Here is a 12175-nt window from a genome sequence, read left to right on the forward strand (position 1 = left end):
GCGCGGCCGGCGGGCTCAGGACAGGTCGCGGCGGATCGCCGAGGCGTACACGTCGGCGATGTCGTCGGCGACGCGGTCGAGGCCGTACTGGGCCTGGACCCGGTCGATCCCGGCGTGGGCGTAGGACTCCCTCCGGGCGTGGTCGGCCAGGAGCCCGTGCAGCACGCGGACCAGCCCGCCGGGCGCGCGCTGCACGGGGATCAACCCGGTGACGCGGTGCACGACGACGTCCGACGGGCCCGCGCCGCCGGTGGTGGAGACCACCGCCACCCCGCAGGCCATCGCCTGCATGGCCAGGATCGTCGGCCGGTCGCACCACGGCCCGCACACGACGATGTCGGCCGACCGCAGCAACGCGGGCAGGTCGTCGGGAACCGCGGTCAGCCGCACCACCCGGTCGGCCACACCCGCCCGGGTGGCGTGCTCGTCGACCTGCGCCCTGCCGTCGAGCACCACCAACTCCGCGTCCGGCAACGCGCCCAGGGCGGCGACGAGTTCCCGGGGCACCCCGTTGGCCGCCGCGGTGACGATCCGGTGGGCCGCGCCGCGCGGCGCACGTGCCCCGTCCGGTGTGAAGCGCTGCCAGTCCACGCCGTAGGGCACCACCGCGATCTTGGCCCGCTGCACGCCCAGGCGCAGCAAGGCCGGCAGCTCGTCGCCCGAGGTGGCGACCACCCGGGCGGCGCTGCGGCAGACGGCGCGCTCGACGTCGATCCGCTCGGCCGGCCCGTGGGCGGCCTCCTGGAACGTGTGCACCACCGGGATGCCCAACGGGCGCGCGGCGAACAACGCGGCCAGCCCCGAGGTCCAGCGGTGGGCGTGCACGACGTCCGGCGGCTCGGCGGCCCACGTCTCGCGCAGGACGGCCGCGAACGACTCCAACTGGCGCTGCGGGCCTCCTTCGTCCGACGGGGTCCGCGCGCGGTGCACGACGACCCGGTGGCCGGAATGGACGAGAGCGTCGGAGAGATCGACGACGGGCAGGTCGTACTCGTTGGAGGTGACCATGGCGATCCGCATTCGCGCACCTTTCTCCGAGAGAAAAGGCAGCGGCTGCTGGCTGAACCGTGCGGACCCGACACTACCGACCCGCTGCGGTGCCGCAACCCGACCGCCCGCCGGCCGAGGGCGGCGGGGTGTGGCGGCGACCGGCTCGGGTAACCCGGGCGCATGAGCGACGACTCGTACCCCGGGGAGATCACCGCACCCGTCGCGGACCGCCGCGCGCCCGCGCCGCCAGACGGCGCAGTGACCGATGTGGACGGTGCCGCGACGGCCGGCGGGGACCGCCCGGACGTGCGCCGACCCGGCTTCGCGCGATCTCGCGGGCCGTCGCCCGCGCGCTGACGGCGGGCCGGGACCGCCCGGCGCGGGTGTGGTTCGTCCGGTGGTGGTCCGGTCGGGGATGCGGAGACGGGTGTGGACGGGTACGGGTTCAACCTCGCGCTGGTCGCGGTGCTGGTGCTGGTCAACGCGGTGTTCTCGGGCAGCGAGATGGCGCTGATCTCGCTGCGGGAAGGGCAGTTGCGGGCGCTGGAGCGCGACGGGCGGGCGCGGACCCTGGTCCGGCTGGCCCGCGACCCGAACCGGTTCCTGGCGACCATCCAGATCGGCATCACGCTGGCCGGCTTCCTGGCCTCGGCGACGGCCGCGGTGTCGCTGGCCGCGCCGATCACGCCGCTGCTGTCCTTCCTCGACGGCGCGGCCGACGCGACGGCGGTCGCGCTGGTCACCGTCGTGCTGACGTTCGTGACCCTGGTGTTCGGGGAGCTGGCCCCCAAGCGGCTGGCGATGCGGCACCCGCAGCGGTGGGCGCGGCTGGTCGCCCGGCCGCTGGACGTGGTGTCGGTGGTCTCGCGCCCGGTCGTGTGGGCGTTGAGCGCGTCGACGGACGTGGTGGTGCGCCTGTTCGGCGGGAAACCCGAGGCCCAGTCGGGAGAGATGACGCCGGAGGAACTCCGCGAGCTGGTCTCGGCGCAGCGCGGCCTCAACGCCGAGCAGCGCCTGATCATCAACGGCGCGCTGGAGATCCACGAGCGGCGGTTGCGCGAGGTGCTCGTGCCCAGGCGCGCGGTGGAGACGCTGACCGCCGAGTCGGACGTGGCCTCGGCGCGGGCCGAGCTGGCGCGGTCGGGCCACTCCCGCGCTCCCGTCGCCCGGGGCGGGCACCTGGACGACGTGGTGGGCGTGGTCCACCTGCGCGACCTGCTCGGCGACGCGGGGACCGTCGCCGGGCGGGCGCGGCCGGCGATGATGCTGCCCGACTCGGTGCGGGTCTCCGACGCGCTGCGCCGGTTCAAGGCGGAGCGCGAGCAGCTGGCGCTGGTGGTCGACGAGCACGGCGCGGTCGCCGGCATCGTGACCTTGGAGGACCTGCTGGAGGAGATCGTCGGCGAGATCTACGACGAGACCGATCGGGACGTGGCGGCCGTGCGGACGGCGGCGGACGGCTCGCTGCTGCTGCCGGGCACCTTCCCGGTGCACAACCTGGTCGACCTGGGCGTGGAGCTGCCGGACGCGCCGGAGGTCGACTACGCCACGATCGCCGGCCTCGTGCTGGCGGTGCTCGGCGAGATCCCCGACCGGCCGGGCGAGGCGGTGACCGTGTCGGGCTGGCGGATCGAGGTGCTGGCCGTGGCGCACCACGCGATCACCTCGGTCCGCCTGCGGCGACAGCGGGACCGGGCGGACGACGGCACCGACCGGGGCTGAGACCGGAGGCCGGACCGGGCCGGCGCGACCGGACGGCGGCGACTACCGGTGGTGCCCGGATCCCCCGGCCCGGTCACCTGGCAGCGGGGATGTCCCCGATTCGCGTTTAACCGCCGCCCGACCGCCCCGGCCGGCCGCGCGCGGCGCTCGGAGTCCACTCTGGACCGCCGCGCCGCCGCCTCACGGCCGCCGGGACGAACCGCAGGTCAGAGGCGTTCGCGCGGCGGCGGTCCAGGAGGTCCGGACGGGCCGGGCGCGGCACCCGATCACCGCCCCGGAGGCGTCCGCGACCACCGTCGGCGGCGACTGCGGGTTACCCCTGTATGTGGGTCGCGGAGTACCTGATAGTGATCGGGCAGCGGCCTAACGTCGAGGTCAGGCGCCAGTGGAGCGCCCCGATCTCACAAGGAGCACAGTATGTCGATCATCCGTCGAGCCCTGCTGATCGTCCCGGCGTCCCTCGCCGCGTTCGCGCTGTCCGGCACGGCCGCGCAGGCCGACACCGGCACCGTCGTCTTCGGCGACGAGAACACGGTCACCAACACGCACACGACCAACAACCTCACCTGGATCGACGACTCCTTCAACCAGATCTCCACAGTGGACGTCGACGTGGACTGGGTGGAGCACACCCACGCCCACGCGCCGGGCCACGACGGTCACGACGGTGGCCACGACCACGACTGACCAGCTCTGCTGACGCGGCCCGCGCCAGGCGCACCGCGACCTGGCCTCAAGGGCACGACGGGCGGCTTCCCGAGCGGGAGCCGCCCGTTGGCGCGTCGACCGGGGCCGGGCGCGGCGTCACCTGCTGGTGATGCCGGCCACCAGGTTGATCGTGGTGGCGAGCAGCCCGGTGCCGAACAGGTAGGACAGCAGGGCGTGCCGCAGCGCCGTGCGGCGGAAGTCCTTGGAGGTCAACGTCGTGTCCGACACCTGGAACGTCATGCCGATGGTGAAGGCCAGGTAGGCGAAGTCGCCGTAGTCCGGGGGTTCGGGCTGGTTGAAGTCCACGCCGCCGTCGTCGTCGGCGTAGTAGAGCCGGGCGTACTGCAACGTGAAGATCGTGTGCACCACCGCCCACGACAGGACGACCGACAGCACGCCCAGGCCCACTTGGAGGTTCTGCTCGGCGCCGGTGCTCTGCCCGGCGCGCGCCAGCACGAGGGCCACCGCGCCCAGGCTCGCCACGGACGCCGTCAGCAGCAGGACGTCGGTCACCGGCCGGTTGGGGTCGATGTTCACCGCGCGCTGGGCGGTCCGCTCGGGGTCGGCGTGCCGGATGGACGCCCACACCCACGTCAGGTAGACCAGCGTCGCGACGTCCCAGCCGATCAGCGGGGCGAGTTCGGACCAGCCGGTGAAGGCGGACAGGACGCCGACCAGCGCCCCGGCCGCGATCGCCACCCCGACCTGGACCCGGGCCTTGATCGCGCGGTCGGGCGGCGGGCCCTGCGGCAGGCCGGACGGGGCCTGCTGCCCGCTCAACGGCCACCGCCCGCCGGCCGCCCGCTCCCGGGCACCCGCCCGGCCCCCACCGCACCTCGCCGCATCGCGCCACCACTCGTCGTCCGGTGCCCGCGCCTGGTCGCCGCGAGTGCCGACGAAGCTACTCCAGGACACCGACCTCGCGCGATTCGCCGACAGGGGCCGAAAACCGACCACACCGGGGCAGGTCCACCAGACCGGACAGGCCGGTCGGACGCCCCCGCACGCCCGACCGGCCCGGTGTCACCCGATCGTGAAAGCAGGGGCGGTGACCGCCCGAGCCGCGCTCACCCCCCGCTCCCGGACGGCTCGACCGGCTGTGCGGCGGTGTACCAGTCGAGGATCTGCCCGCCGGTGCAGAACAGCGCCTCGTCGTGCCCCCGGATGTGGTCGAGCGCCTGGTCCAGGTACTTGAGCCGGTGCGGGGCGCCCATGATGTAGGGGTGCACGACCAGCGCCATGACCCGCGCGGAGTCGTCGGCCCGCGCGTCGGCGAGGAGCTGGTCGAACTGGTCGACCGCGCGCCGCCGGTACTCCTCGGCGGTGTGGTGCTGGATCAGCATCATCGCCACGTCGTTGCACTCCTGGGTGTACGGCACGTTCACGATCGGGCCGGTGCGGGTGCGCAGGCGGGTGGGCTGGTCGTCGAGCACCCAGTCGCAGACGTACTCGTAGCCCTCCTCCACCAGGAGGTCGGGGGTCTCCCACGTCTCGGTCAGGCCCGGACCGAGCCAGCCCCGGGGCGGGTGGCCGGTCGCGGCGGTGATCGCGTCGCGGGTGCGTCGGACGTCGTGCCGCTCGTCGGGCACCTTCTGCATGTTCTTCTGGGTGAAGCCGTGGCCGATGAACTCCCACCGCCTGCGCCGCGCCGCCTCGGTGATCTGCGGGTAGGCGGCGATGGCCGAGCCGTTGACGGCGAACACGACGGGCACCTCGTGCCGGTCCAGGACGCGCAGCACCCGCCAGAACCCGACCCGGTTGCCGTACTCGTGCCACGCCCAGTTCGGCACGTCGGGCGTCGGCACGCCGCCGGCGGGCGGGGTGAGCACGGTGCGCGGCATCGGTTCGACGTCCGACCACTCCTCGACGTTGACGATCAGCCACACGGCGACCCGGGCCCCGCCCGGCAGCCGCAGCGCCGGGCGTCCTTCGATCGGGTCGTAGTCGATGCGCTCAGTGGGTTTCACGGTTCCCGCTCTCGGTGATGGTGACGGACAGGGGTGCCAGGCCGTCCACGTCGACGCGGACGACGTCGCCGGGGCCGATCGCGCCGACGCCCGCCGGGGTGCCGGTGTAGACCAGGTCGCCGGGCATGAGCCGGTAGTCGGCGGACAGGTGGGCGATGATCTCGGCGACGTCCCAGATCAGCAGCGCGATCCGGGTGTGCTGGCGGATCCCGCCGTTGACCGACAGCCGCAGGCTCGCCCCGGCGACGTCGCCGGCGTCCTCGCGGCGGGTGATCGGCCCGCACGGCGCGGAGGCGTCGAACGCCTTGCCCGCCTCCCAGGAGATCTGCCGCTCGCGGCAGTCGCGCTGCCGGTCGCGGCGGGTCAGGTCGATCCCGGCGGCGTAGCCGAGCACGAGGTCCGGCGCGCGGGCGACCGGGACGTCCGCTCCTTCCGCGCCGATCGCGACGACCAGTTCGCCCTCGAACTGGAGGTCGGCGGTGCGGGGCGGGTAGGGCACCCGCGCCCCGTCGCCGACGACCGCGTCGGCGGGTTTCTGGAAGAAGAACGGGTCGTCGCGTTCGCTGCCCTCCTTCATCTCCCGGATGTGGTCGACGTAGTTGCGCCCGACGCAGTAGACCCGGCGCACCGGGAACCGGTCGGCGGAGCCGACCACCGGCAGCGACGCGGTCGGTGGGGCGAACAGCAGTGTCACGGGATCTCCTTCGCGGCGGTGGCGCTGAACAGGGAGGGGCGCAGGAACATCGCCAGCAGCGCGCCCGCCGCCGAGAAGCCGACGATCTGCACGAGGCCGGCGCCGGTCCAGCCGAGCGCCCCGACGAACCGGCTGAACACGTACCCGGCGACGCCCGCGGCGAGGTAGACGCAGGTGATGAACGCGCCGGAGGCGTGCGCGGCGACGTCCGGGTGCACCGACTTGACCAGCAGCCCGGCGAGCACGACGTAGCAGCCGCTGCTGGCGAAGAGGCCGAACAGGAACGAGAACGCCGCGTGCCAGGCCGGTTCCGGCGGGCCGAGGAACAGCGCCGCGCCGGCCCCGGCGGTGAGCGCGCTGACCAGTCCCAGGCACAGCCGGGGGTCGAGCCGGTCGGTGAGGTACCCGCCGAGCGGGGAGGCGAACGCGGCCAGGCCGGACAGGCCGACCGCGAGCCCCGCCTGGCCGGGCGTGAAACCGACCTCCTCGCGCAGGTAGGTCGCGTACAGGCCGATGTAGGCGAAGTCGGCGAGTCCGAAAAGGACGGTCACCGAGGCCAGCAGCACCGGGTTGCGGCGCAGCAGCGACGGCGCGCCGCCGACGTGGTGCACCTCGGTCCGCACGCTCCTGGCCTCGGTGAACCGGCGGGGCACGGCCAGCCCGACGGCGACCGTCACGGCCAGGCCGAGCACCCCGAACACGATCATCGGGGAGCGCCAGGTCCCGTGCTCCACCAACAGGTTCGCCGCGACCACCGGCCCCACGACCGACCCCAGCGCGAAGGCCATGTTCACCGAGCCGATCGCCAGCCCCCGGTGCCGGGGGAACGCCCCGGCCGCCACGGTGATGATCGCGGCGAGCTGCAACGCCTCCCCCACGCCGGAGAGCACCCGCCAGAACAGCATGTCGGCGAACCCGGAACTCGCCACCGTCATGATCGTCGCGACGGAGAAGGCCACCGTGCCCACGACGATCGGGACCTTGCGGCCGAAGCGGGCCAGCGCGATCCCGGCGGGGATGCCGGTGATCCCCATGCCCAGCGCGAACATCGTCGCCTGGAGCCCGGACAGGTCGAGGTCGAACCCGTACTCGGCCCTGATCTCGGGCAGCAGCACGGGGAAGACCATGCGGTCCATCGCGTTCACCGAGTAGGCCAGCAGGAGCAGCCCGAACATCGCGATCGCGGCGCGGGGTGCGACGGGTCCCGCGGCGGGGCCCGTCCGTGCGGAGCTGGTGGTCATCTCTTCACGCCCATTCTTCGTCGAACCGGGGTCGGAGGGGGTCAGTCCCACGCGCCCGCCGCGCGGGCGCGGGCGACGAGTGCGTCACGGCGCTCGTCGGCCCCGGCCACCGCGGCGCGGGCCGACGGCTGGACGAGCCGGCCGTCCTCGAACAGCACGCGGCCGTCGACCACGACGGTGGCGAGGTCGGTGGCGCGGCCCTGCCGGACGAGCGCCTCGGCGAGGTCGCCGGCCGGGCGGAGGTTGGCCGCGGCGGCGTCGAACAGCAGCAGGTCGGCCCGCTTGCCGGGGGTGATCGAGCCGGTGACCCGGTCGATCCCCAGGTCGCGCGCGCCGTCGATGGTCGCCATCTCCAGCAGCCGGCGCGGCGTGGGCGCGGACCGGCGGCGGGCGGCTTCGACGGCTTCCACGGCCCGCAGCGTGGTGAGCACGTCGGGCGCGGTGGGCATCGCCAAGGTGTCGGTGGACAGCGAGACCGCGACCCCGGCCTCCAGCAACTCGCCCACCAGCGGGAAGCCCATCGTCCGCAGCTCGGTGATCGGGCTCAGCGAGACGCGGGTGCCGGTGGCGGCGAGCGCGGCGACGTCGTCGGCCGAGGCGTGCACGGCGTGCACCACCTGCACGTCCGGCCCCAGCAGACCTTCGTCGGCCAGCCGGGTCAGGCCGCACGAGCGGCAGCCGTCCTCGCGCAGGCAGCGGTCGCAGTGCATGGTGATCGGCAGGCCCAGCCCGCGCGCGGTCGCCCACTCCCGGCGGTAGACCGGCTCGGGCGTGCGGTACGGGCCGCGCAACGCCACGCCGAAGTCCAGCAGGCCGTCCAACCGGTCGGCGGGCCAGCGCTCGGCGATCCGGTGCAGGTCGGCCAGGTCCATCGGCTCGGCGGCGGGCGTGGAATCGCGCGGGCCGTAGGAGAACCGGCCGCGCACGCCGGCGTCGAGCTGCGCGCGGACGTTGACGTCGGCGTCCTCGGGCGACCGGACGTTGTGGTCCCAGTTGTGCACGGTGGTGATGCCCGCCGTCACCGCCTCGGCGAGTGCGAACCGCGCCGCCCAGTAGAAGTCCTCGACGTCGTGGTGGGGCCCGAGCCCGCGCTTGACGGCGAAGTAGTCGCGGCCGGGCGCGTCGCCGACGGTGCCGCGCAGCAGGCTGTTCCACAGGTGCCAGTGCGTGTCCACGAAGCCGGGCAACGCGATCAGCCCGCGTCCGTCGACCACCCGCGCGCCGGGCGGGACCTCCGGCACCGGTCCGGTCGTGACGGCGGTGATCACGCCGGACTCGACCACGACGGTGGCGTCCGCGAGGTCTCCCAGGCCGGGATCCATCGTCACCGCGGTGAGGCCGGTGACGACCAGGTCCGCGCGCGCGGGCAGATCGGGTTCAGGAAACATGCCTGCTTACCTCCAGTGCGATGGCGGCGGCCCCGCCCCAGGCGGCGACCGTCCAGCGGAGTGCGTCCGGCGGGATGCGGCGGGCCGCCAGCACGCCGAGCCGCCCGCCGACCAGTCCCGTCACGGCCAGCACCGCCGCCGGGCCCCAGGCCACGGCGGTGAAGACCGCGAACGCGGCGGCCGACACCGTGCCGACGACCAGCGACAGCACGCTCTTGAGCGCGTTGAGCCGCTGCGTCGTGTCGTCCAGCAGCAACCCGAGCGCGGCGAGCATGACGATGCCGAGCCCCGCGACGAAGAACCCGCCGTAGAACGCCACCGCGAACTGGGCGCACAGCACCACCGGCCGACCGGGCGGCCCGGTCCGGCGGGCCGACCGGGCGACGATCCGGGGCTGCGCGGCCAGCAGCAGCGCGGCGGCGAACAGCAGCCACGGCACGACGGCCCGGAAGACCTCCGCGCTCACGGTCAGCAGGGTGGCCGCGCCCCCGACCGCGCCGACGACGCTGACCGGGGCGAGCCGCCCGACCCGCGCGCGCTGGCCGGCCAGTTCCCGCCGGTAGCCCAGCGCACCGCCGAGGTAGCCGGGCACCGCCGCCACCGAGTTGGTGACGTTCGCGGTGACCGGCGGGATGCCCATGGCCAGCAGCACCGGGAACGAGATCATCGAGCCGCCGCCGGCGACCGCGTTGGCGGCCCCGGCGAGCAGCCCGACCACCGACAGCACCACCCAGGTCCACAGCCCGCCCACCGATCACCACCTCCTCGACGGCCGGGGGCACCCGGCCGGGACAAAGCATGCATTGCATGCACTGCATGGTCAAGGCTGGTCCGACGGTTTTGCATGCACTGTATGCTGACTGCGTGGGAACTCGTGACGCAGCGTCGAGCAGCGCAGACTCCGTGTACGCCACGTTGCGCGGTCGCTTCGCCGACGGCGACCTGGCACCGGGCGAACGACTGATGGAGGCCGCCCTCGCGCAAGAGCTGGGCGTGAGCCGCACACCCGTGCGCGAGGCGCTGGGCCGTCTCCAGGCGGACAAGCTGGTCGTGCCGACCACGCGCGGCGTCGCCGTCGCGACGCTGGGCACCGACGAGATCGAGCACATCTACGAGGTGCGCGCCGTCCTCGAAGGGCTCGCGGCGGCGCAGGCGGCCCGCGCCCAGGCGGCCGGCCGGATCGCACCCGCCGTCATCCGCGCCGTCCAGGACGCCGCCGACGAGGTGGCGGACGCCGTGGCCGCCGGCGACCCGAAGCGCTCCGCCCGCGCCAACATGGCGTTCCACCGGGCGTTCGGCCAGATCCCCGGCAACACCTTCCTCGAAGACGCCCTGCACCGCGTGTGGGACCGGATCGCGGTCTCGACCGTCTCCAACCTGTCCGAGGCGGACTGGGCGACGACGGTCCTGGACCAGCACCGGCAGATCTGCCAGGCCATCGTCGACGGCGACGAGCACGCCGCGCGCCAAGCCGCGGAAGACCACATCCGAGCGGCCATGCGCGTCTACCGCGCCGCCCACTGACGCGTACTCCGGAAGGGCGGGTCGGTGCCTTCGCCGAGTCCGCGAGCCGGAACGGAGTGGTCGAGCGCCTGCGCGACCTGCCCCGGCAGTCGATCTTGACCTGGTCCGACCTCGGGGACGACCACCCGCACACCCGGAGGCGCCCGGCGGGGTTCCCGGTCGCCGCCGGGAACCCCGTGCCGCGTCAGACTTCGAGAGCCCAGCGCACGTACCGCATGCCGGGCTCGAAGCCGGCCCGCTCGAAGATCCCGGACGCACCCGAGGGGTCCGCCGAGTCCGCGCTCAGGCCGGCGCGGTCGTAGCCCTGCTCGGCGGCCGTCCGCAGCGCGTGCCCGACGAGGCAGCTCGCGACGCCGCGCCCGCGGTACTCCCGGACCGTTCCGATCACCATGAAGTGCGCGTCGCGGATGCCCGTCGCCGCGGTGTCCGCCTCCCAGGACATGGTCACCAGCACGCCCACCGGAGTCCCGTCCGCCACCTCCCGCAGCAGGAAACTGGTCTCCGGCCGGAACGTCTGGTTGGTGATCTTGTTGCGCCAGGCGTCGACGGGCATCGGCGCGGCGCCCCAGTAGTCCTGGTACGCCTGGTTGCGCACCGACCGGAAGTCCTCGTCGTTGTCCTCCGACCACGCCTCGACCCGCAGCCCCTCGGGGATCACCGGGTCGGCGAGGCCGCCGCCGAGCGGGCGTTCCATCCGCTGGAAGTAGCGGGCCGGCCGGAAGCCCTGCGAGCGCGCGAGTTCCGGCACGCCGGCGATGTGCTCGGCCTTGTGGACGTCGACCACGAGCTTCGACGCCGGGTGGTGCAGCGCGTGCACCACCTTCGCCGCCGCCACCCCGGCCTCCACCAGCACCGTGCCGATGCCCCGGCGGCGGTGGTCGGGGTGGACCCCGCCGTCCAGGAAGACCCGGTGCACCTGCGCCGCGACCGGCTTGTGGCGGACCTTCATGAACCCGACCAGCACCTCGCCGTCGAAGGCCGCCAGGCTCGCCCGGTCCAGGTCCGCGTAGGGGTCGACCAGTTCCTGGAGGGTGTCCTCCTCGGTGTAGTTCTCGCCGATCCGGTCGACGGTCTCGATGGCGTTGAGGAGATCCGCCGACACCCTGGCGTCCTCACGGGTGAGCGGTCGCCACGTGAGGGAGGTGGACTCTTCGCGCATGCGGCGGACCGTATTTCACCCCACTTGGCCGACGCCACGGAATATCCCGACGTCCCGGGCGGTGTCGCGGACCGGACCGGGTGCGGCGCTCCCCCGTCGCCGGCAGCGCCGGAGACCGCCATTCGACGGATTGCGCGACGCCGAATGGCTCAGCACCACCCACTCGGGGCAGTCACAATCCGTGATCGTTTTGGGACACTTGGTCACGTGGGACGCAGCCAGGGGGCCCGGAAACGAAGCCGTCACGCCACCGCCGCACCCGGCCGACGAGGCTGGTGGACGCGGCAGAAGACCGCCGACAAGATCGCCTGGATCACGCTGGGGGTGGCCGTCGCGGCGCTGCTCGGCGGGCTGGTCAGCTTCACCGCGGACGGCATGACGATCGTCGACAAGCTGTCCGGCGCGACGCCGTCGTCCTCGACGCCGTCGGCACCGCGCCCGCCGCCGGAGATGCCGCTGCCCACGTGCGCGACCTGCACGTCGAACGTCACCTTCCCCGAGTACGCGAGCAAGTCCGCCGCCCGGACCTTCCGCGACCCGAGGGCGTTCAAGGGAGCGGGCGAGAAGCTCACCCCCGGCCAACTCGTGCAGGTGGTGTGCCGGTTCCACGACCCCGACGCGCCGCCGAGCGTGCAGCCGGGCTGGTGGTACCTCATCGCGAGCCCGCCGTGGAACCGGCAGTACTACTCCCCTGCCAACTCCTTCCGCAACGGCGATCCGCCGGAAGGGCCGTACCTCACGAGCGTGGACAGCGGCGTGCCGGTCTGCTGAGCGCGATCGCA

General features: G+C 73.9%; 13 protein-coding genes. 5 read left to right on the top strand and 8 right to left on the bottom strand.

The features are described 5' to 3' along the window. Positions 1-15: 15 nt before the first annotated feature. The gene (locus AC0HI0_RS12850) at positions 16-1020 is read right to left on the bottom strand and encodes a glycosyltransferase (RefSeq protein ID WP_480932553.1); all 1005 of its coding nucleotides are present in this window, start codon (positions 1018-1020) and stop codon (positions 16-18) included. A gap of 150 nt (positions 1021-1170) precedes the next feature. Between AC0HI0_RS12850 and AC0HI0_RS12855 the strand changes: the two genes are divergently transcribed. The 3 genes from AC0HI0_RS12855 to AC0HI0_RS12865 all read left to right on the top strand — a co-directional run bounded on the left by AC0HI0_RS12855 (position 1171) and on the right by AC0HI0_RS12865 (position 3399). After that, positions 1171-1347 (top strand): hypothetical protein, encoded by a 177-nt coding sequence (locus tag AC0HI0_RS12855; RefSeq protein WP_480932554.1) that lies wholly within the window; start codon positions 1171-1173, stop codon positions 1345-1347. A gap of 72 nt (positions 1348-1419) precedes the next feature. After that, positions 1420-2712 (top strand): hemolysin family protein, encoded by a 1293-nt coding sequence (locus AC0HI0_RS12860; RefSeq protein WP_480932555.1) that lies wholly within the window; start codon positions 1420-1422, stop codon positions 2710-2712. Between the two features lie 417 nt (positions 2713-3129). Beyond that, entirely contained in the window at positions 3130-3399 is a 270-nt protein-coding gene (locus tag AC0HI0_RS12865; RefSeq protein ID WP_480932556.1) for a hypothetical protein, read from the top strand. Between the two features lie 117 nt (positions 3400-3516). On the opposite strand, the gene AC0HI0_RS12870 is transcribed toward AC0HI0_RS12865, so the two are convergent. The 6 genes from AC0HI0_RS12870 to AC0HI0_RS12895 form a co-directional block, all read right to left on the bottom strand. Beyond that, complete coding sequence (locus AC0HI0_RS12870; RefSeq protein WP_480932557.1) at positions 3517-4335, bottom strand: DUF1345 domain-containing protein; 819 nt, start codon at positions 4333-4335, stop codon at positions 3517-3519. A gap of 152 nt (positions 4336-4487) precedes the next feature. After that, entirely contained in the window at positions 4488-5387 is a 900-nt protein-coding gene (locus tag AC0HI0_RS12875) for a polysaccharide deacetylase family protein (protein WP_480932558.1), read from the bottom strand. Beyond that, entirely contained in the window at positions 5374-6081 is a 708-nt protein-coding gene (locus AC0HI0_RS12880; RefSeq protein WP_480932559.1) for a fumarylacetoacetate hydrolase family protein, read from the bottom strand. Before AC0HI0_RS12880 ends, AC0HI0_RS12875 begins: the two co-directional genes overlap by 14 nt. After that, positions 6078-7322: an MFS transporter gene (locus AC0HI0_RS12885; protein ID WP_480932560.1), complete on the bottom strand. Its 1245-nt coding sequence runs from the start codon at positions 7320-7322 to the stop codon at positions 6078-6080. Before AC0HI0_RS12885 ends, AC0HI0_RS12880 begins: the two co-directional genes overlap by 4 nt. Positions 7323-7363: 41 nt before the next feature. After that, the gene (locus tag AC0HI0_RS12890) at positions 7364-8710 is read right to left on the bottom strand and encodes an amidohydrolase family protein (RefSeq protein WP_480932561.1); all 1347 of its coding nucleotides are present in this window, start codon (positions 8708-8710) and stop codon (positions 7364-7366) included. Continuing rightward, the gene (locus AC0HI0_RS12895) at positions 8700-9461 is read right to left on the bottom strand and encodes a sulfite exporter TauE/SafE family protein (protein WP_480932562.1); all 762 of its coding nucleotides are present in this window, start codon (positions 9459-9461) and stop codon (positions 8700-8702) included. The genes AC0HI0_RS12890 and AC0HI0_RS12895 overlap by 11 nt, the downstream gene beginning before the upstream one ends. A 113-nt stretch (positions 9462-9574) precedes the next feature. Here AC0HI0_RS12895 and AC0HI0_RS12900 point away from each other — a divergent pair, with 113 nt between their 5' ends. Continuing rightward, entirely contained in the window at positions 9575-10234 is a 660-nt protein-coding gene (locus tag AC0HI0_RS12900) for a GntR family transcriptional regulator (protein ID WP_480932563.1), read from the top strand. Between the two features lie 184 nt (positions 10235-10418). Here AC0HI0_RS12900 and AC0HI0_RS12905 read toward each other — a convergent pair whose 3' ends face one another. Next, positions 10419-11393 carry a GNAT family N-acetyltransferase gene (locus AC0HI0_RS12905; protein ID WP_480932564.1) on the bottom strand — a complete coding sequence of 325 codons (975 nt, stop codon included), beginning with the start codon at positions 11391-11393 and terminating at the stop codon, positions 10419-10421. A gap of 207 nt (positions 11394-11600) precedes the next feature. On the opposite strand from AC0HI0_RS12905, the gene AC0HI0_RS12910 reads away from it, so the two are divergent. Continuing rightward, on the top strand, positions 11601-12164 hold the full coding sequence (locus AC0HI0_RS12910) for a hypothetical protein (RefSeq protein ID WP_480932565.1): 564 nt from the start codon (positions 11601-11603) through the stop codon (positions 12162-12164). Positions 12165-12175: the final 11 nt, after the last annotated feature.

It is taken from the genome of Saccharothrix sp. NBAS 001, assembly GCF_056640475.1.

Excerpts from the sequence above, each read along its gene's own strand:
- AC0HI0_RS12890 (WP_480932561.1), bottom strand. The coding sequence starts at position 8,710 with ATGTTTCCTGAACCCGATCTGCCCGCGCGCGCGGACCTGGTCGTCACC.
- AC0HI0_RS12855 (WP_480932554.1), top strand. The coding sequence starts at position 1,171 with ATGAGCGACGACTCGTACCCCGGGGAGATCACCGCACCCGTCGCGGAC.
- AC0HI0_RS12865 (WP_480932556.1), top strand. The coding sequence starts at position 3,130 with ATGTCGATCATCCGTCGAGCCCTGCTGATCGTCCCGGCGTCCCTCGCC.
- AC0HI0_RS12850 (WP_480932553.1), bottom strand. The coding sequence starts at position 1,020 with ATGCGGATCGCCATGGTCACCTCCAACGAGTACGACCTGCCCGTCGTC.
- AC0HI0_RS12885 (WP_480932560.1), bottom strand. The coding sequence starts at position 7,322 with ATGACCACCAGCTCCGCACGGACGGGCCCCGCCGCGGGACCCGTCGCA.
- AC0HI0_RS12905 (WP_480932564.1), bottom strand. The coding sequence starts at position 11,393 with ATGCGCGAAGAGTCCACCTCCCTCACGTGGCGACCGCTCACCCGTGAG.